Origin of the sequence: Methanolobus psychrotolerans, from assembly GCF_002243045.1 — an archaeon.
GTDB lineage: Archaea > Halobacteriota > Methanosarcinia > Methanosarcinales > Methanosarcinaceae > Methanolobus > Methanolobus psychrotolerans.
Window position 1 is genome coordinate 23,533 of sequence record NZ_MBKP01000006.1, and the last position, 20,359, is coordinate 43,891.

General features: G+C 40.6%; 23 protein-coding genes and 1 tRNA gene. 6 read left to right on the forward strand and 18 right to left on the reverse strand.

Annotation, left to right across the window (positions count from 1 at the left end; translation table 11 throughout):
• Positions 1-57 precede the first annotated feature (57 nt).
• Positions 58-273: a hypothetical protein gene (locus BB781_RS03195; protein ID WP_094227066.1), complete on the forward strand. Its 216-nt coding sequence runs from the start codon at positions 58-60 to the stop codon at positions 271-273.
• 14 nt (positions 274-287) lie between these two features.
• Here the strand turns inward: BB781_RS03195 and BB781_RS03200 are convergent, their stop codons facing one another.
• The 16 genes from BB781_RS03200 to BB781_RS03270 form a co-directional block, all read right to left on the reverse strand.
• On the reverse strand, positions 288-1,397 hold the full coding sequence (locus BB781_RS03200) for an SO_0444 family Cu/Zn efflux transporter (protein ID WP_094227067.1): 1,110 nt from the start codon (positions 1,395-1,397) through the stop codon (positions 288-290).
• 4 nt (positions 1,398-1,401) lie between these two features.
• A complete protein-coding gene (locus BB781_RS03205; RefSeq protein WP_340637506.1) occupies positions 1,402-1,650 on the reverse strand; it encodes an ArsR/SmtB family transcription factor in 249 nt (82 codons plus the stop codon).
• Positions 1,651-1,788: 138 nt separating this feature from the next.
• The gene (locus BB781_RS03210) at positions 1,789-2,562 is read right to left on the reverse strand and encodes an energy-coupling factor transporter transmembrane component T family protein (RefSeq protein ID WP_094227068.1); all 774 of its coding nucleotides are present in this window, start codon (positions 2,560-2,562) and stop codon (positions 1,789-1,791) included.
• Positions 2,555-3,388 (reverse strand): ATP-binding cassette domain-containing protein, encoded by an 834-nt coding sequence (locus BB781_RS03215; RefSeq protein WP_094227069.1) that lies wholly within the window; start codon positions 3,386-3,388, stop codon positions 2,555-2,557. Before BB781_RS03215 ends, BB781_RS03210 begins: the two co-directional genes overlap by 8 nt.
• Positions 3,373-4,188, reverse strand: coding sequence for an energy-coupling factor transporter ATPase (locus tag BB781_RS03220; protein ID WP_094227070.1), 816 nt, complete (start codon positions 4,186-4,188; stop codon positions 3,373-3,375). The genes BB781_RS03215 and BB781_RS03220 overlap by 16 nt, the downstream gene beginning before the upstream one ends.
• Before the next feature lie 11 nt (positions 4,189-4,199).
• Positions 4,200-4,742, reverse strand: coding sequence for a biotin transporter BioY (locus BB781_RS03225; RefSeq protein ID WP_094227169.1), 543 nt, complete (start codon positions 4,740-4,742; stop codon positions 4,200-4,202).
• Between the two features lie 195 nt (positions 4,743-4,937).
• On the reverse strand, positions 4,938-6,542 hold the full coding sequence (thsA, locus tag BB781_RS03230; protein ID WP_094227170.1) for a thermosome subunit alpha: 1,605 nt from the start codon (positions 6,540-6,542) through the stop codon (positions 4,938-4,940).
• A gap of 232 nt (positions 6,543-6,774) precedes the next feature.
• Complete coding sequence (locus BB781_RS03235; protein WP_094227071.1) at positions 6,775-7,185, reverse strand: hypothetical protein; 411 nt, start codon at positions 7,183-7,185, stop codon at positions 6,775-6,777.
• A 159-nt stretch (positions 7,186-7,344) separates the two neighbouring features.
• A complete protein-coding gene (locus tag BB781_RS15560; RefSeq protein WP_164997761.1) occupies positions 7,345-7,500 on the reverse strand; it encodes a hypothetical protein in 156 nt (51 codons plus the stop codon).
• Between the two features lie 184 nt (positions 7,501-7,684).
• Entirely contained in the window at positions 7,685-7,957 is a 273-nt protein-coding gene (locus tag BB781_RS03240; protein WP_094227072.1) for a hypothetical protein, read from the reverse strand.
• 87 nt (positions 7,958-8,044) lie between these two features.
• On the reverse strand, positions 8,045-9,586 hold the full coding sequence (locus tag BB781_RS03245) for a tetrathionate reductase family octaheme c-type cytochrome (RefSeq protein WP_094227073.1): 1,542 nt from the start codon (positions 9,584-9,586) through the stop codon (positions 8,045-8,047).
• 377 nt (positions 9,587-9,963) lie between these two features.
• Positions 9,964-10,260, reverse strand: coding sequence for a DUF5658 family protein (locus tag BB781_RS03250; protein WP_094227074.1), 297 nt, complete (start codon positions 10,258-10,260; stop codon positions 9,964-9,966).
• Between the two features lie 299 nt (positions 10,261-10,559).
• Entirely contained in the window at positions 10,560-11,369 is an 810-nt protein-coding gene (locus tag BB781_RS03255) for a hypothetical protein (protein ID WP_129582621.1), read from the reverse strand.
• 294 nt (positions 11,370-11,663) lie between these two features.
• A complete protein-coding gene (locus BB781_RS03260) occupies positions 11,664-12,821 on the reverse strand; it encodes a Fic family protein (protein WP_164997762.1) in 1,158 nt (385 codons plus the stop codon).
• Positions 12,822-13,129: 308 nt separating this feature from the next.
• Complete coding sequence (locus BB781_RS03265) at positions 13,130-14,038, reverse strand: hypothetical protein (RefSeq protein WP_094227077.1); 909 nt, start codon at positions 14,036-14,038, stop codon at positions 13,130-13,132.
• A gap of 92 nt (positions 14,039-14,130) precedes the next feature.
• Positions 14,131-14,202, reverse strand: a tRNA-Arg gene (locus tag BB781_RS03270).
• Positions 14,203-14,333: 131 nt separating this feature from the next.
• Here BB781_RS03270 and BB781_RS03275 point away from each other — a divergent pair.
• Both BB781_RS03275 and BB781_RS03280 read left to right on the forward strand, forming a co-directional pair.
• The gene (locus BB781_RS03275) at positions 14,334-15,518 is read left to right on the forward strand and encodes a redox-regulated ATPase YchF (protein ID WP_094227078.1); all 1,185 of its coding nucleotides are present in this window, start codon (positions 14,334-14,336) and stop codon (positions 15,516-15,518) included.
• A 28-nt stretch (positions 15,519-15,546) separates the two neighbouring features.
• Positions 15,547-16,206 carry an undecaprenyl diphosphate synthase family protein gene (locus tag BB781_RS03280; RefSeq protein ID WP_094227079.1) on the forward strand — a complete coding sequence of 220 codons (660 nt, stop codon included), beginning with the start codon at positions 15,547-15,549 and terminating at the stop codon, positions 16,204-16,206.
• A 1-nt stretch (position 16,207) separates the two neighbouring features.
• On the opposite strand, the gene BB781_RS03285 is transcribed toward BB781_RS03280, so the two are convergent.
• Positions 16,208-16,630, reverse strand: coding sequence for a GNAT family N-acetyltransferase (locus tag BB781_RS03285; protein ID WP_094227080.1), 423 nt, complete (start codon positions 16,628-16,630; stop codon positions 16,208-16,210).
• Between the two features lie 75 nt (positions 16,631-16,705).
• Here BB781_RS03285 and BB781_RS03290 point away from each other — a divergent pair, with 75 nt between their 5' ends.
• The 3 genes from BB781_RS03290 to BB781_RS03300 all read left to right on the forward strand — a co-directional run bounded on the left by BB781_RS03290 (position 16,706) and on the right by BB781_RS03300 (position 19,399).
• On the forward strand, positions 16,706-17,209 hold the full coding sequence (locus BB781_RS03290; RefSeq protein ID WP_094227081.1) for a DUF5817 domain-containing protein: 504 nt from the start codon (positions 16,706-16,708) through the stop codon (positions 17,207-17,209).
• Between the two features lie 156 nt (positions 17,210-17,365).
• Positions 17,366-18,637, forward strand: a complete 1,272-nt coding sequence (locus tag BB781_RS03295; RefSeq protein ID WP_094227082.1) for an ATP-binding protein — start codon at positions 17,366-17,368, stop codon at positions 18,635-18,637.
• Positions 18,638-18,655: 18 nt separating this feature from the next.
• Positions 18,656-19,399, forward strand: a complete 744-nt coding sequence (locus BB781_RS03300) for an MBL fold metallo-hydrolase (RefSeq protein WP_094227083.1) — start codon at positions 18,656-18,658, stop codon at positions 19,397-19,399.
• Here BB781_RS03300 and BB781_RS03305 read toward each other — a convergent pair.
• Positions 19,396-20,310, reverse strand: coding sequence for a hypothetical protein (locus BB781_RS03305; protein WP_094227084.1), 915 nt, complete (start codon positions 20,308-20,310; stop codon positions 19,396-19,398). The genes BB781_RS03300 and BB781_RS03305 overlap by 4 nt on opposite strands.
• Positions 20,311-20,359: the final 49 nt, after the last annotated feature.

The following is a 20,359-nucleotide window of genomic DNA, read 5'->3' on the forward strand; positions in this document are numbered from 1 at the left end:
ACCATATAAATTTGCTATATCTAGCAGTAATGTAAATCACTTGAATATGGGGACTTTATGCCTAATAAAGAAGATTTTTCATGGGAGAACAGTAAAATAAAAAACGGTAACACTCTTGGGAAAATAGTTAGTATACCTGCTCATGGAGATTCAGATATAGAACCATCTAAAGACATTAGATTAAATGTTGAGGATAGGAAAGACATAGTTGTCGATGAGTTCAAAGAGAAAATGGCAGAAATTCTCTCGAGAGAACTTCATCAAAACAAATAATGCTTATCCTTGTTTTAACACTTCTTTTGTTTGTAAATACCATGAACTATGAAAGGTATCAGCATTAGTGCAAACATTGTTTTTATCCATGGAGCCAGTATATCGCTTGCGCTGCCAACAATTGAACTGACCTCAATACCCAGTTTCAAATAGATGAAATCAAGAAGCAACCCAAATGCAAGTGAACATATAGCTATCATTGTAAGATAGAGAGTTGCACTTCTTTTCCCGAGGAATTTTGCAACCATCGTAATAGTTGCTGCATTTGTGGCAGGACCAGCCAGCAAGAACACAAAAGCAGTTCCCGGACTCATTCCCTTTACTATCAGGGCAGCTGCAAGTGGTGTTGAAGCTGTTGCACATATATAGAGAGGAATACCCACAACCAGCATTATGAGCATTGAGAAAATACCGCCTCCAAGATAATCACCAACCAGTTCATCGGGTATCACATATGAGATTATCCCGGCAAGCAGGATACCTACCATCAACCATCCAGAAATGTCTCCCAGAAGTTCAACGAAAGAGTACCTGAAAGCTTCAAGAAACTTACGAGGAGCTGAAGCATCTCGTCCCATGGTTGCACTCGTGTTGCAGGAACAGGATGATTCGCTGCATTCTGCCATTGGCTGTATCCTCGGAATGGTTGTCTTTTGGGCTAGAATATCCATTTTTTGAGCGCTTTTTTCACCCATGATATTTTCTGCAATTCCTGTTAGCAGGGCAGTAATCAGACTGGCAACCGGCCGAAATACGGTCATTATGGGATCCAGTAATGCATATGTGATGGCTATAGAATCCACTCCTGTTTCCGGAGTCGATATAAGGAAGGAAAGGGTTGCACCTTTCGTAGCACCCCTGTTTTTCAATGAAAGGGCAGCCGGAACTACGCCACATGAACATAATGGCAGAGGAATACCTAACAGGGATGCATTCAGAGCTGACCTGAACTTTCCTGCAGATCTGCCCAGATACTTCACTATTTGTTCATCCGGGACGAGTACATGTAAAAGACCTGCAACTGCAAATCCCAGGAATAGATAAGGAGCTGCCTCTTGAAACAGGTGCCATGATTCTGTTGCAACTCCTATGATGACTGATAGCATTGAATGGAACAAAGTCATTATTTCATTTCCTCCACATGTTCCCTGCACATAGACATGAATAGTTCAACATGTTCGTCAGCCAGATAGTACATGCGAACCTGCCTTCTTTTTTGACCCTTACAATGTCAAGCTGCCTGAGATTTTTCAGGCTATGGGATATTGAAGACTGGGAAATTCCAAGTGCATCTTCGATACCTTTCACACACATGCCTCCCTGTAACAGCAGGAACAGTATCTTAAGACGTGTACCACATTGGAGAGCATAAAATATCTAACACATAGAAGAAATTGACTCTTCAGACGACAACTTTTTAACTTTTTCATAGAGGAGTTTTTATCTGAACAAATGTGGTCTATAGGATTATTATTATATGAGCATATGTTCATATATCAATATATCTCACTGTTATCAGTACGCAATACAAAAGAGAATGAGAAGTATGTACAAAAACAAACAGATATAGTCGTTTTTTTTGAGTCCCATCATATGCACAGATGTACGCCCTGTACTTTTATAGCAGCGACTTTCAATTGCAAGAGCTACATCTTCTGCTGCACGCACAGAAATGCTGACAAGAGGTACAGAAAGAGCGATTATGGCTTTGACAGGATCTTTTTTAATATTCAGCCCGCGGGAAAGCTGGGCATCTTTGAGATTTCGGAAATTATCATACATCATTGGCACAAAATAGATTGACATGGACATCATCATGGCAAGGTCATGAGAAGATATCCCCATATACTTCAATGGCAGGGGACGAAGAAACTTTTCAATGCCTGCAGTTATTTTTGAAGGAGAGGTGGTTGTCGTAAGCAATGCTGCAAAGAGCAGCAGAAAAATGAATCGCAGGGTGAGGATAGTACCGAGCACCAGTCCTTCATAACTGATAGTTATCCATTTAGAACTGAAAATTGGCTTCCCTTCTGTAAAAAGTAATTGCATTAGGAATAGTATGACAAAAAAAAGAATCATTGGGCGAGCTGAGTGAACAAAGTGCTTCAACGGCAATTTGCATACCAAAATAAGAATTACAAAAACAAGAGCAATCAATGCTATCCATTCAAAAGATGAAGCATAAAAGATACATATGCTTGCAAGCATAAGGCCAAGGATCTTTGTCCTCGGATCAAGCCTGTGAATTATTGAATCCCCGGGGACAAATGACATAAAAAGACTATCCATTCTGCTTTGCCCCCCTTGATCTCAGAGCATTGCTTATTTCCAGAAATGCATCATCTACAGTCAAAATATCATCACGCACGTTGAAGCCTTCCAGACGTAAATCTTTCATCAAAGACGTGATCTCCGGCAGTGGGGATGATACTGACATCAAGTACTCCTTAGGAGTTCCAATGAAATCAATGCATCCATTTTTAAGAATAATAACTTTTTCTGCATGTGGCAAAAGTTCACATATCTGATGCGAAACAACAACAATGGAAATTCCGGAACTGTGAAGCTTGCTCAGTGTCGAAAGAAGCAAATAACGATTTTCCGGGTCAAGACCTGAAGTTGGTTCATCCATAACAAGATACTCTGGATTCATGGCCAGTACTCCTGCCAGTGCCACAAGTCTCATCTGCCCGCCGCTGAGACTGAAAGGTGAAAGAGCAGAAACACCTTCATCAAGACCCACTAATTTTAAGGCATCTCTGACCTGCTTAGCCAGGGCATCGCCTTTTAAACCAAAATTAGACGGTCCAAAGCAGATATCTTCATAAACGGTCTTTCCGAACAGTTGTTTTTGTGGATATTGCATTAACAGGCTCACTTTTGACCTAACTCCCTTATTTCGGACATCCATACCGTTTACTGTTATTGAGCCAGACTGCGGTTTAATAAGACCATTTAAATGCCTGATGAGAGTGGATTTGCCTGAGCCGACCTCCCCCCCGATAAGAACGAACTCACCTTTTTCGATGGAGAAACTGACATTTTCAAGTGCATGTTTTTCAAGGGAGGTTCCCCTATTGTAGAAAAAACTTACATTTCTTACATCAATTGACATAAAACCTCCCTGAGTTCCTCCACAGACAAGGGAAAAAAGGCCGGGGTAATCAAACCAGAATCACAGAGCCTTCTTGAAAGCTCTATTACCGGCGGGAGTTCAATGCCTAAATTTAAAGGATTCCCCTGACGCAAAATGATACGTGGATTCCCGTCATGAATGACACGACCTTTATCCATTACTACAAGGCGATCTGCATAAACAAGTTCTTCCAGATGATGAGTTACATACACAACAGTAGTTTTGTTTTCATGCAATTGTTTAACGTGAAGCAGAATATCATTCCGGGACATACTGTCAAGCATGGAAGTAACCTCGTCAAATAGTATTACCTCCGGCTCCATTGCAAGGACAGATGCTAGCGCCACTTTCTGTTTCTGACCACCACTTAATGTACGGGGAGTGTGATTTTTTTGCCCCATCATACCCATAATGTTAAGAGAACTGTCAACACGGTTTTGTATTTCTTCAGGAGGAAGACCCAGATTCTCCGGACCGAATGCAACGTCTTCCTCTACGGTCATTCCAATGAACTGCGACTCCGGATCCTGAAAGACCATCCCTGCCACACGCCGTATATCCTGGATATGCGATGTGTCGGATGTGTCCATTCCCTTAACAACAACATAACCTTCACATGGTACCAGGAGACCATTTATATGGCGCAGAAGGGTGGATTTACCACATCCATTCTTTCCTGCTATGGCTATGAACTCGCCTTTACGGATGTGCAGATCAACTGAATCCAGTGCCAGTGTTCCGTTTGGGTAGCGATAACTCAGGTTGTTTATGAAAATCATGGGACAACCTTTCAAATAGAGTATCTGGATGCAATGACTGCAGAAGTCAGCAACTTAAGGAAAGCCCCTGGAATAAATGGAATCAAGCCAATTGCTACGGCCTCTTGGAGAGAAAGACTTGCAACGTTCATGAGTTGCAAGACACCAAAGAGATAGATTACAGAGAGTCCTGCAAGCATGAACAGAGCATTGAAATGGACTTTTTCCCTGCCATATCTGTCACATAAAAGTCCGATTATAAAAGCGCCAAATACGAAACCTGCAAGATAACCGCCTGTCGGACCGAACAGCATACCCAGACCGGAACTACCACCTGAAAATACAGGAAGACCTGCAATACCCAGGAGAAGATAGACTATCACACTTATCGTTCCCCATCTGGCACCCAGCATTGCTCCTGCCAATAATATGAATAAAGTCTGCAGTGTAACAGGAACAGGACTTACCGGCACAGGAATCTTAATGTAAGCACCAACTGCCATCATGGCGGCAAATAGAGATGCATAGACCATTTTTCGGATGTTGCTGTTATGAATGTATACTTTGTCTGCCATATCGTCACCAATCTTTTGGAAAATACCTGCGTGGACTCCGGATATCGAGTGTCCGTAATCATGCAAATATGTAAACCTGCCGAGAACAGAAGAGTTTACAAACTATATAATCCTTATGCAAATGACTTAATAAATAAAAAGTGACAAAATAAAATAGAATGGACGTGCAGGAAGAACCTGCACAAAAAAGGAATTTTACATATCCATATCAGGCTGTGGCATTCCTGGTGGCATTGCACCGCCCTTGTGACTTGCAGCTACGACATCATCGATCCTTAGGATCATTACTGTTGCTTCTGTTGCTGCGTTGATTGCCTGGGTTTTTATCCTGAGTGGTTCAAGGACATTGTTCTCGTACATGTCTACTACCTTACCGGTGTAAACATCAAGACCCATGTTCTTGTTACCCTGTTCATGCTGTGAGCGCAGGTCAATGAGTTTGTCTATTGGATCAAGACCAGCATTCTCTGCAAGGGTCTGAGGAATAATTTCGAATGCTTCTGCAAACTTGCCGACAGCAAGTTGCTCTCTGCCCTTAAGTGTCGCTGCGTATTCCCTGAGCCTCAGTGCAATTTCGATCTCCGGGGAACCGCCGCCTGCAACAATCTTTTTATCTTCCAGTGCCACACCGATAACACAGAGTGCATCATTCAGTGCGCGCTTAAGACTGTCTACTATGTGTGACGTGCCGCCGTGAAGAATGAGTGACGCTGTCTTCTCTTCCCTGCATCCAAGGAGGAAGGTCATCTTTGAACCGTGGAGGTCCCTTTCTTCTACAACTTCAGCAGAACCAAGGTCTTCAGTCCTGATATCAGTTACATCCTGGAACAGTGTTGCACCGGTTGCCTTTGCAAGCTTCTGGAGATCGCTCTTTGTGATCCTTCTGCAGGCATAGATTCCAGCTTTCTCAAGATAGTACTGTGCAAGATCATCAATGGCCTTCTGACAGAATACCACATTTGCACCACTTGCAATGATCCTGTCAACCATGTCCTTGACCATTTTCTCTTCCTGTTCAACGAAGAGCTGCATCTGGTCAGGAGATGTTATCTTGATCTCTGCTCCCTTCTCGATCTTCTGGAACTCGATAGCAAAGCTTGCAAGGAGGATCTTCGCGTTCTCAATCTTTTTTGGCATGTTTGGCCTGACCCTTTCCTTGTCGATGATAAGACCGGTGACAAGTTCAGAGTCAAGGATGCTACCACCTTCACGCTTCTCGATAGTGATATCGCTAACATCGACCTTGATACCGTCGTCAGTCTCTTCTACAACTGAAAGCACTGCGTCAAGAGCAATATCTGCAAGGAAGTCCTTGTATTCTCCTGCAGCTTTTCCTGTCAGGGCTGTCTTTGCCAGCTTCTTAAGTGTTTCCCTGTCGTCTATGGATACATCGATCGTAATGGTCTGTAAGATCTCAATAGCTTTCTTTGCTGCGTGCCTGTAACCAGATGCAATGATAGTTGGATGAACTCCCTTATCCATAAGCTCTTCTGCTTTTGCAAGAAGTTCACCGGTTAGTACTGCTGCTGTTGTTGTGCCGTCACCGACCTCGTCATCCTGGGCTTTTGAAACCTCAACTACCATCTTTGCAGCCGGGTGTTCAATGTCCATTTCCCTGAGAATGGTTGCACCATCGTTTGTGATGACTATGTCTCCCAGTGAGTCAACAAGCATTTTGTCCATACCTTTGGGACCAAGAGTGGTCCTTACTGCTCTTGCAACTGCTTTTCCTGCAAGGATATTAATGCTTTGAGCATCCTTCGCACGGTTCCTGCTGGATCTGTTCCCTAAAGCGTACATAGGCTGTCCTGCCAATTTTTAACCTCCTAATAATCATAACATTCTATAATAGAAGTAATATTAGTCACAATTGAGTAATGTGTTACTCTTACTGTGCAATCTAAATGCAGGCAGTTCTATATAAAGCTAACTAGTGAACTTTAGTTAGTTATAATAAAAAATATTAATCCTCATATCAAAATCCATCACATAAATTAACAGCGCCTTGCATGGAAAATACGTGAAACAGTAACTATTGCTTGTTATAAATCGTGTTAAGGTGTTCCCGTAGCATACAATAAATGTAATCCCTGTAACATCCTGCATCAGGTATATCGAAAATGGCCATGCCTCCTGCATTCCATGAAACATTTGATATGATTTTTTTTTGCTCCATTTCATCCATTATATGTTTGAGCATGGAAAAATCATCAACTACTTGCCTCCAATCACCTGCATGCACTCCGGAAGAAACATTTCCTGCGAGAAGTTCCAGTTGCTGCAGAGCAAATGTATATACCTGGAACAGGCGGATATCATCCTTGGCAAACTCAATTGAACCATTTTTTGCATCTTGATGCAAGACTTTCATGATAAGTGGAACATCAGACGAAAGAAATGCATTCTTCGCTATTTTTTCAAGATATATATTGATTTCCTGCATATTTTCACACCCGGGACATTAACCCATATTCAAGATGTCCTTTTATGCAAATAAGTATTGCTAAGGAAAGATGAAAAGAAGAATACAAAAGAACAAATGCGATGACCAGTGTTTCACATGTTAACAAGGCCTTTTGAAACTGCATGCGTAGTTACAGGCCTAACATGACATCAGTGACTGGATGCAGGCGCTTTTAATAAAGTTGATCATGTCGCACCTGAGTTCGAATTCCTGTTCAGAAAGTTCGTCTGTTTCAATATATCTGCAGAACATTTCCCTGAATTCATCGAATCTCTTTTCATCTTGTTCCTTCATAGATTCCCCTCTAATTTTGTGATATTGCATAAATTAGATATATATTCAACCGTATTATATAAAAATATTATGTTGCTGATTCCTCTCAAAAAGCACAATCTATAGATTAATTTAGAAAAATAGGGAGAAATATTCTGAGATTTCAACCATGAACTTCTGAAAATTAAAAAAAGAGAGAAGCTATTTACTCACTGCCACCTATATTGATACTGTATTCAAAGTTATCTGTGTTGCCGGAGAAAATACTTATTTCCCATTCCCCTATGACACCAGTTGCCTCATAGACCTCGGAGTAGGTTGTGGAATATTGCTGGTATGCAGATGACACAGATGAATACAATACCAGATTATTGCTTCCGAAATTCACAGAGCCTTTGCTCACTGCCTTTACCAGTTTAAGTTCAACTTCTTTGTCACAATTCATCAACACATGGTCAAAGGATGGCTGGCATTGCATGAAGGGAAAATAGCCGCAACTAACATCACAATGTGAAACAAAGATCAAAAAAGGATGTGGTGTGATCTATTACACACCACACAGACCTTACTTGCGTTTTTTGATAATCACTGCAGCAAGTAGACCGAATAATCCCACGAAAAATTCAAATCCAGGGCTTGATTCTACTGACCCTGATTCTGCATATTCTGAGGTTGTACCCATTGATTCGATCTCTTTGAGCTCTTTACCACTGATAGCTCTCTCACCAAATATCATAGGGTCACCTTCGTAACCCAGAGCAGCAAAGTCCATTTTTCCGCCATCAAGATGGCAATCTATGCATCCAAGAGCATCTTCTTTCGGGGCCACTTCATGGTTTATACTTTCATACAGCGATGTTTCCACAAACTCATATTGACCGCTGTAGGGCATGTCAACATAATCCATTCCAGCCCGGGATGCCCTGTCCCAATCATAGCTGGCCCAGTAAGAGTCTTCCCCTCCAAACAGATCAGGTATGATCAGATAATTGTATTTTGCATCACTTATCTGTTTTGCAAGATGGATCTTGAACGGATATATTTTAGAATTCACATCATAACGATCACCCAATGGAGCAGAGAGAACGGTCACACCCTCCGAAGCAACCTCGTCCCCCAGGAAATATTTATCGAAGCTTCCATTGAACCAAGTATATGTAGGGGTTACGTTCATACCCCATACGAATTCGCCCTTCATCATGTTATAGGTGGCCTGCCCATATTCATCGGTTGGTATGTTATCAATGTCCTGTCCTGCTTTGGACCAGTCCCAATACATCTTTGTTGGTACCTCACGGGCAAATGCCGGTATGTGACATGTTTGACAGGCAATGGAATCCGAGTGATCATTGATACGATCCTTATATTCACCCTGATGAGGTGTGTCACCATGACAATCGGAACACAACACTCTACATTCAGACCCGGGAACACCGGCAAAGCGGCCTGCTACATTGTGTGCAGTTGTTTTGTGACAATTCTGGCACTGGAAATCCATTCCACCCATATGAACGTCAAGTTCCCTTGAAGGATCAAGCAATGCAGATGACATGTCACCATGCTTTACGTTGTCACCACCACCACCATAGAAGTGACAATTGCCACCACATGTGTCCCGTGTGGGACTTCCCACACTTTGGGCCACAGCTGCAAGGTCAACTGATGGGTCGACTGCTCCTGCAGCCGTAGGTATTTTCTTGTAGGTTCCTGTGGTCTCATGGCACACTACACAATCTATGTTCGATTCATTGGTGAAGTCAAAGGTGTTATCCTCCCAGCCGTAACCGGTGTGGCAGGAAGTACAGCGAGGCTCATTGGATGCGACTGCAACGCAAAAATTATTGATCACTGTCCGCTTGCCTTCTCCTTGAAATTTTTCTTCTTCACATCCGCACTCTGCACATGTTGTCCAGAGCCAGTGAGTTGAATTCAACATGTCTGTAGCCTGTTCAGAATGGCATGAGATGCACTCAGCGGTCACATCCTGTCCTACCTCGTAAGAACCATCAAGGAATGAATGGTTCAGATACGCTGCAGAGGATGGTAAAGACAATGCCACCACGCAAGCCAGCAAACAACAGAACAAAATATAATTATTATGTTTCATTTTACACTCCATTAATAAAGACTATCCAGCTTAATTTAGTACTAACAAAGTTGAAAAGTGCTTCTATTTAAATATGAGGGAAAGCTGCTGAAAGTTTACGAGTACACAGCGTTAACTGTATGCATTCTAGATACTGGAGGAAGAGCGACGAGTCTAAAAACAGGAGTTGAACACGAATAGAGAACAAAGGAAAAATCAAAACACAAATGCTCTCCGTTCAAGGTGTTAATATGAGCTGCCGCAGCTTTCACCACTACCCTGCTGCTTTCCATGGATGCCAAAAAACTTACGTTCTTGATTGTCAGGCCCATTGCCTTACCCCGGATTCGATATACAGGTGCCTTCAAAAGTTATTGGATCCATGCCCAGCTTTTGATTTAGCCATGAAGGATCACCATAGTATTACTGACAGTTGCAAGAAGGCCAATGCCGGATACTGCATATCTTGTGATGTTCCAGTAGTAGCGGTCTGCATTCCTGTAGACATGGTATAACAGGAAGATAAAGCCTATTTTGAGAGGAATAAGCGAAATATATCCATATATTGTGAAGATATAGAACATAACAGGATTACCTTCATAGAACAGACCTGTCCCTAATGCATAAAATGTTGTTATGGTATCTCCTAAAATGTATAGGAGCAATACAAGCTTTATATCCCCTACAAAAGACATGTGAAACCCACTCTTGTTCTAATACTGGAAAGTGTATACCTGCAAACGATACCCTTAGCTATCGGATAAATTTTGTTGTCTGAATATACCGGATAGACCCCTATCGGTAAACTCCATTAATACTCTATAGCGTAAGAAGTGTTAAATCTTACTATATATTTTTATGATGTTTTGAAGATAAAATAGAAAATATAATTGTCCGAATGTGACTTTAGAGGTTATAAATCAACCTCATGCACCCACCCTGATCACGAATGCATGAATAGCAATGGTTAGTGATGCTTTGGAATTATACTGGTTTAACAAAAAGCCAGAAAAGTCAGTTCTCTCACCCTGTCAATCAATTCCCTGACCCCATCTTCCTGCAGCTCTTCACCTTCAGCAACATTGACACATTTATCCCTTAAAGCTACAAAATGCTCTATAATCCCAGACATCTCCAGACCAAAATCATATGCCTTATTCGATTCATGAAGTTTCTGTGCCATTGCAAACATTGTATCCCCGGATTCCAATTCAACACCACCAACTTCACATAACATCTTCAGGCATCTTTCAAGAGCATTTCCGGCGATAATACATGCATGACGAACGGATCCTTGCTCATACAGACTTTCAGCTTCTTCCAACTCGCCATTCACCAGCTCTGCCATAACAAGCATCTTGCGACTGTTCTTTGACGATACGATAATATGCCCTATTGTGCGCAGCATATTTACCTGAGTATCAAAACAGGATATGAATTCCTTTTTTAAATGCCTTTTCTCATTCGAATTCGTGGTGGGGTCCTTCAAATTCATCAGACTTACTATCTTTTCATAGAGTACCGTGAAATCCCCATGTTTTGAACTCATGCCCTTGCGTGAATATTCCTGAACAAAATCCCTGCAGGCTTCATACCACCCCTCATACTTTAGGATAAGGGCATTCTGCAGAAGCTCGTTCTTGGAATTTATCACACAAATCTTATATTCAACATTTTGTAACCCGGTAGAACCATCATCTACACACTTCATCCTTCTTTGAGTCGTACCTTCCAGCAGATCCATATACATTTTTTCGATAACTTCAGCTTCTTCGATGTATGTGTCAATGTCTGGAGTTGCCATAATAGTAGAATGGGAAAAATTGTATTTAAATGAGAGGATGAAAGTAAGGGTTTTTAAGGGTAGGATGTTCTGGAAAAAATAAGATTTCAGCCCAACCCCATACATCTATCCAGATTTTGAGTATGAATGGCAAAGGCTATTGCGTCCGTGTTCTTCATACTGGTATGAATTTACTTTCAGCCATACACAGGAATTCAGGTTTACATTGGTTTGATGTATAAAGTGGAGAAATTGGGGCGCATATATAATTGTGGGGGGTCGAGGTGAAGAAGATCGATAAATGATATATAAAATCTAACTGCTTCCTGATGATATTTTTTTCAATACTTCATCGAATCGGTCTGATCGATAATAAAGGATCTTTTTCTTATCAACTTTATTTTTTCCCAGCAGACCAAGTTCTTCCAAATTCATTATATCGTTCCTAGCTGTTTGATAAACAACAGATAACCTATTTTCCATTTCTTTTATCGTAAAAGTCATTTTGGGATCATCTGACAACCACTTTAAGATATAAGATTGTCTTTCATTTATCCGGGGAATCTTCTTAAAGTCATACAATTGTTTCTTTTCTTCAATTTTCATTGAGATGTATTTTTTCAGACTTTTGAAGGCATTATCCATTGTCTTCAACTGATAATTTAGAAAATACGTAACATCATTATCATCAAGTTCAGTGTAAATATACGCTTGCGAATATTGAGCAGGGGAGTCTTTTATCATCCGTGAAATTGACATATACTCAATCAGCCAGTAGTTATTCGAAAGTAAATACCAGTAAAATATCGCTCTTGCCGTTCTTCCGTTCCCGTCGACAAATGGATGAATATACCCTATTAAGAAATGTAAAATCGTAGCTTTAATGATGGGGTGAATGAAATCATCATCATGTTTTTCATTTGCAAAATCACATAAATTCTGCATTACTTTTGCGATGTGAATGTGCTTTAAAGGTGTATGGACTATCTCACCACTCATGTTGTCAATGACATAAATATCATCGGATCTCCGAAATACGCCCACATTATCTGGATCATCCAGTGTATTTTCAGTCATGCTTGCATGAATTGACAGGATAGACTCAATCATCAGCTTTTCATTTTTCATTGAAGACAGTTTTTTAATTGTTTTATAATTATTGAAGATCATCTGTTCCGATTTATCCCTGGGCTCCCTTTCCTGCATCAACATTTTTTTAGCTTCTTTCCGGGTGGTACTTGCACCTTCCAGTTGACTTGATGCAATTGCCTCTTCCATGACCGAGTTTATCAGATATTGCTGCTGATGGTCTTTTCCAATAATATTATGACTTTCAAGGGTTCCACCTAAATTCAGATCAAAGTTATGTAATTTTTCCTGAATATATGGGGTCAGATAATAAGTAAGCTCAATGCTGGGAATTTCACTTATTTTCAATTGCTCCGAACCTAAACCCCTGCTAAGTTTGAGCAAGAACCACAATTGTTCATGCGTAACAATACCAGGAATCGGCCGGTGTTTTAACTCAGACCAATATAAGTATCTGGCATTGAATTCTTTCGTAGCCTTGTTCACTTCAGCATTATTAAGATACTGCAAAATATCCTGCAAAGCCGATTCATTCGGTTTTGGTGGTGCCTCTGGAATCTTCATTTTTGAACCTGTGATAGGTAATTACTAATTTAGTAAATATTAGTAATTAATGATAATTAAAGGTAATTACTAAATTAGTAAATATTAGTAATTGATGACTTTTAGAAAGGATATTTCAAATTCTATAATCAATACATTATCTTTTTTCTGTGAGATAATACATTTGTAATAGTAGAGAGGACTAAAGGCATAAAAACACCAAAAAAGTAACCTGCATAGTGAGCAAGTGAATTAACAACAGCACCATTGTGTATAATGTTCTGAGGAACTAAAGAAGGAAGAATAAAAACAGAAACTAAAGTGACCGCTATCAATATAATAAAATATACTTGCTGAAAAATAGATAGATTTCTCAACCAGGTCAAAATCTTAAACCTTTTATTTATTGCCTCATTAATAACATCTTTTTGCATATAGACCAACCACAGAGCAATTATTAATATCAACCCATAATGAAATCTTTCAGAAGGAATGTTTCCAAGAACCATAAAAAGGTTCAGAATAACAATTAAGTAAAGAAAAGTGATAGTTATATTATTAAAGCAGTATTTTTTTAGATGCTTATACAGTGCATACAATAAATAACCAAAAAGAGAACTAACTAACCCAGAAAATCCTTGATATGTTGTTTGCAAACCAATCATGCTTACAGAAATTATTGATATTATCCAAGGCAAAATTAGAAACATGAAGATTGAGTATGCGTAAAAATCACGTTTCTTGATTTCAAAATTAAAAATTAAAAAACAAGCAGCAAAATAAGAATATAAATTTTCTGAAAAGTGTTGTGAACTGCTGTGCACATAATTTGAGAGGAAAAAGGAATAAATTGTTGTTTTTGATGAATCTAAAATGAAATATGTTTCTTTTAAGCCAACTGGAAGTTCAAAAACTATGAAAAGAAATACTGGTATTGCTACAAAATAAAATAACCAATCATATATTTTCCAGTTTGCAGTAAACAAATGAATTGAAAACAGGGACTCAATAGAACATAGTATATGTTTTAACATTTGAGAAGATATTTTGTTAAACATAATATTCCAGATATTCCTTTCTTGTACCAATTCTATCTTCAGCTATCCAAGACAAACATTAATTCAAAACCCAATGCCAAAAAAGAAAGTTACGTCCCGACCGAGGATCGAACTCGGATCTAAGGCTCCGCAGGCCTTAAGGATATCCATTACCCTACCGGGACATTGAGGTTCATGCTCTAATGTCGTTCTCTGATATAAAGATTGTTGGTCGTGGAATTGGATGTGGTTTTCTTACTATCATGATATGTGCACAATCAATAAAAGTTAAATGCTGCAAGAATGATTACTAAGCATGTCGATGACAATAGGGCTTGCAGGAAAACCCAACGCAGGGAAATCCACATTCTTTAAGGCTGCAACACTGGCAGACGTTGAAATTGCAAATTATCCATTCACAACAATCCATGCAAACAAAGGAGTAACATACGTAAGGGCACAGTGCCCCTGCGTGACACGTGACAAGCGTTGTGGCAACTGTTCTGACGGAATACGTTACGTACCTATTGAACTCATAGACGTTGCCGGTCTTGTACCTGATGCGCATCTGGGACGCGGACTTGGTAACTCATTTCTCGATGACCTTCGCCAGGCACACGCAATAATCCATGTGATTGATGCATCCGGTGGCACTGACATCGAAGGCAATCCCGTGGATATCGGTGACCATAACCCGCTTGATGATATTGATTTTCTCAATCGTGAACTCACCATGTGGATGTTTAGCATCCTCAAGCGCAACTGGGAAAAGCTTGCACGCAAGATACAGGGAGAAGGACTGAAAGTAGAACATGTGCTCGCAGATCAGCTTGCCGGAACAGGAGTAGACGACACCCAGGTCAGTTGTGCCCTTAACGAATGCAAACTGGACAGGAGCCATCATACCAAATGGACCGATGATGATCTCATCCACCTCTGTGATATTATCCGCACCTTGAGCAAACCAATGATAATCGCCGCCAATAAGGCAGATGTGGCACCTGCAGAAAACATCACTAACCTCATGGCACTTGACCAGATGGTAGTACCCACAAGTGCGGCAGGAGAACTCGCCCTGAGATCCGCTGCCAAAAGCCACGCCATAAAATACGAGCCCGGAGACAAAGATTTCACGATTATTTCAGATAAGCTCAATGAAGCCCAGAAAAGAGGACTTGAGCATGTGCGTACCCTCATACAAAAAATGGATGGCACCGGTATACAAAAGTGCATCAACCAGGCAGTTTTTGAACTTCTCGACCTCATAATAGTATATCCGGTAGAAGACGAAGGTAAGTGGACCGACAAGAACGGAAGGATGCTTCCCGATGCATTCCTTATGAAAAAAGGCTCAAATGCCCACGACTTTGCCTACAAGATCCACTCAGATATCGGTGACAGATTCCTCTATGCAGTGGACGCTAAGACAAAAATGCGACTCGGTGAAAAACACGAACTCAACAATGGCGATGTGGTAAAAATAGTCTCCACTGCAAAATAAACAAAAACTGAATGCACCGAGACCACATATGAACTTTGTAGCTGCCCTTTATGAAAAACACCTGCTTCAGCAAATTGGGAAGTATCCCATACCGAAGCACGTATCTCTGGTACTCTCCGAAACCGACCTTATACAAAAAGACGGTTTCAAAAGACTCAGGGAGTATATCCTTTGGTGCAGACAGCTTGGGATTAAGATAACAAGCATCTACATAGACGTTTTGGACACCGAAGAAACACTCAAATCCGAAATGATAGAAAAACTGATCGGAAAGATCAACGAAACCCTTTCAAAAACATCAGGTGACATCAGTTACAGTTTATTCTCGGAGAACGGGGAAACCTGCTCTAAAAGAGAGGGAAAAGGGTTTCAAATATATGTTTCTGTGGGTTTTGGCGGACGCAAGGAAGTTACAAAAGCAGTGAGATCAATACTTCAAAGCGTAAAAGAGGGTAGAATAAAACCAGAAGATATAGATGAATCAACCATCGAATCACGTCTGGTTCTGAGAAACGAACCTGACCTCTTCATTCGCTCAGGTGGAAAACACCTGTCCGATTTTTTGATATGGCAATCAGTATATTCTGAATATTACTTCACCGATGTCAACTGGTACAATATAAGGAAACTGGACATCATTAGGGTAATAAGGGATTTCCAGAAACGTCAGAGAAGGTTTGGGAAATAGATCATATATCCCTTCCCATTACAATAGCATTGTCATCAAAATAGTATCTTTCTATTTTACCCTCGACCCTGAAGCCGTTCTTAAAGTAGAAAAGCTGGCCAGCAATGTTCATTTCCCTCACCTCAAGCATTATTTTGTTGAATCCATACAGCTTTACAAGGTCTATACACCATTCTAGCAGCTTGCTGGCAATTCCCTGTCGCAGATGGTCCCTGTGAACAGCAATGCTCTGCAGATGGGCTTTCCTTTTATCATCGCATACGCTGACTATTGCATATCCAAGCACCCCCCCTTCCACATAAACAAGAAAACCTGGATTATTAAGGTGTGCCTTGAAAAGAAAATCGGGCCATGGAACATTAAATGAACAATTTTCTATCTCAACTATTTCTGAGATATCCGAAATCACTGCTCTTCGTATCATCGTATCATTGGATTTGTTTGAGTTTACGCTTCTATGAGGCTTACTATTTATAGGATACATACTAAAAAGTTGCCGATGACATACGTAGTCATTGTATGCACAAAGTGCAGGAAGAATGCACAAATAATTGAGATAGGGAATTCAAAGACTACCCGCTGCCAGAAATGTAATGCAAACCTAATAGTCCGAAAGTTACGTGTATTCTTTTCATCAGAGAAGCTTGAAGAGGCTATTTCAATCAGAACGCAGATACAGGCCACGATAGCAGAAAATGGAACATTCACCCTTAAAACAGATGGAGAGAACAGCTCGGAAACAGAATATCAGGTCTTTGGCGATAAGATGGATGCTAAGACGGCCTGCTTTGTTGACACCAGAAAAGAACAGAAAAAGAAAAAAACAGATGAACTGATAATAGGAATACTCCAGTCCAACAATAAACAGATGCATTATGCGGAACTGAAAAATTCAGCAATTGCCCTCGATATAGATGAAAAACGATTTGATGAGATCCTGAAGAAAATGCTGCGGGCAGGAGAGATATACTCACCTTCAAAAGATATCATCAGAACTGTTTAAGTTCTCCGTGAATCCACAATTAAACCAGATTCTGCTGTTTTGCATAAAGATAACAAATTCAATTGAAGTATACACAAAATATATCTAAAAAGATGTATAATATGTAATGTCTGAACGGTTTACTTCCGATCAAAAATGATTTGACCAGGTATGAATATGTCCGATATAACCCTTGACATCGTGGAACTGCTACTCACAGCACAAATATATAACAAATATCCTGAAATGGATGTAAGTGATCTACCTAAGGATATACGCAAATATTATTGGAGCAGAGATCAGAAAACAGTTCCAAAACCCATCAGGGTTACAGTTAATGATATTGAAAAGATGTTTGCTGCTGAGAATATCGGTAACAAATTAAAACCACTTCCGTTTGTTAATCTCGATGAAATTGATTTTTCTGCGAAAATTACCGCTCTTGAAATCGGAGCAGAATGGTTCCAGAAGAAAGATGAAAACAGGGATAGGATATCACAAAATCCTGCTCTTGCATTCTATTTTGAGAAAAAGAAAACAAACGGCGCAGATTACAATACTGCAAAATCAAAAGTAAGGCCAAAAGAAGTTGATAGGGAATGGATAGAATCCCTGATAGCAGATATTGAAAAAGAAGAAGGTGGCCCCGATATGCTTAAACTGGTGCACGTCAACGCACCGGAAGACATTCGCCAGACCATGAAAGACTTTGTCCTCACAACTGAACAGGAAGAGGAAACAAAGAAGATCGTCAAGGCAATACAGTACAGGGATTATCTTAAACATATTGGCCTTTATGACGTTGGAAAAATACTCATGGTCGGACCGCCAGGAACAGGAAAGACATCGCTTGCAAGGGCAATGTCAGGACATCTTGCAATTCCTTTTGTAGAGGTCAGGCTTTCAATGATAACAGACCAGTATCTTGGAGAAACTGCAAAGAACATAGACAGGGTATTTGCACTTGCCAAGAAACTGAGCCCATGTATCCTCTTTATCGATGAATTCGATTTTGTAGCAAAGACACGCTCATCCGATGAGCATGCAGCTCTTAAGAGAGCCGTGAACACCTTGCTCAAGGCTATTGATGACATTAGCCTAACAACAGATGGCGTACTCCTCCTTGCTGCAACAAACCACCCCAAGATGCTCGATTCTGCAGCATGGCGCCGTTTTGATGAAATAATGAAATTCCCTCTTCCTGATGTTGACATGCGTAAGAAGATACTCGACATTGTCACAAAAGAGATCAAAGGTGACTTTGATACAGCTGAAATAGCAGCCCTGACACATGGCTATAGTGGTTCAGACCTGCGTATGGTTATTCGCGAAGGCGTGCTAAGTGCACTTGTCACAGAGAGGACAGAACTTACGCAAAAAGACATGCTCAATGCAGTAGCAACATTCGATGAAAGGGCAGTCATCAAGACAAATGAATATGAAGATTGAAGGCAGACCGGGCAATTCATGAAGATCACACTTCTTGGAACAGGAGATGCTACCGGAACTCCTGTTATTGGCTGCAATTGTCCTACGTGCCAGGATGCCCGCATGGGCGGGAAAAGCCAGCGAACCAGGTTTGCAATCCTTGTGGAATCATCCCGGGGAAGCGTGCTGGTGGACACAGGACCTGATCTTCGATACCAGTTACTCAAGCAGGGCACAAAACACATTGATGGAGTGATATGGACACACGGTCATTACGATCATTTTGCAGGCTTTGCTGAGTTCCACAGGATCCAGTACAATGTTGATGTTTACGGACTGCCTGAAACACTTGAATATATTCTTAGCTACCTGCAATTCCTTCATCCTAAAAAGCATCCAAGGAAACTGTATGAACCTTTTGAGCTTATAGGTCTGGAGTTCACTCTTTTTGAGGTAATACACCCACCCGTGAAAAAATCTGTTGGCGTGATGATACGGGATGGTAATACTAAAGTTGTTATTACAGGGGACACACAGAGAGATATCCCGAAAACAAGTATTGACATTATCATGGAACCGGACCTGTTAATTGCTGATGCCATTGTGCCGCCCACAATTGAGGTCAAAAAACACATGAACACAGAAGAAGCCATGGACCTGGCACATGAAATAAAAGCAAAAAAAGTGGTATTCACACATCTCAGCCATTTCTTCAAGCCCCATGAGGAGGCAGTTAAAGAATACCCACTGGGATATGACGGAATGGTTTTCGAATACCTTTAGTCCTTTCCTTTCTTTTTGGGAACTACTACCTGCTTCTCAATCTCATTGCGCAACATTTCCAGCGTCTTCTTTTGAAGCTTATACCTGAAATATACAAAAAGAGCAATCAGACCGAGAATAGTGCCAGCAATTGCCAGTCCTCTTGGTGCTGAACTTGTGTAGAACTTAATGCTGATGAGTTTTGGAATTGGCTCAATTTCCGTCTGGTTGACCTGAGAATATCTACTCAGCATCCCCATAAAACCACTGGGTGTTACTTCGTTGTACCACACATAATTCTCACGCCCGGATGCATCATCATAAACCACATCTGGCAATGGTCTGGCCTTGCCTATGAACGGATTGCCGGTAGTGTATCCTTCAGGTAATACATAACGAACTACAGAAGGTGGCGTTGTGATGTAAATGAAATTCTGGCCTAAAGAGTTTGACATCGTATAAGCTACAAAGCCTGTCACTGGTCCTTCAAATTCGATGAATATATGCTTTTGCCCACGAATAACATCTTCTGATATTGTATAATTGATCTTAGAGGCTTCTTCCATCATAGCGAATTTAGCAAGTGTTTCCGGTGTTGCATTGGTATTGTTGGAAAAATTCCCAAGTACAACAATATTGCTTACAATTTCACTATCTGAAGAGCGTATGTCTTCAAGAGGGATGATATCAATAACAGATTCATTATCAACTAATGAAACAACCTTTGCAGAGCCATTCTTTGAAAGATAGAACGTATGTGTCGGGATTAATTTTCCATTATCGTAACTATAATTCAGGAAAAACTCAAATTCGTATGCTGATAACTCCTGCTGAGCATCTTCTTTGTTTACAGGCACAAGATCATCGATGCAGCCACCTGCAAGGAGAGACAGAACAAGAAGACACAATGCCAGGAAAAAATATTTTTTCATTGCTACACCAATTGATGATTTATTTTATCAACCTATCGCTACACATTCT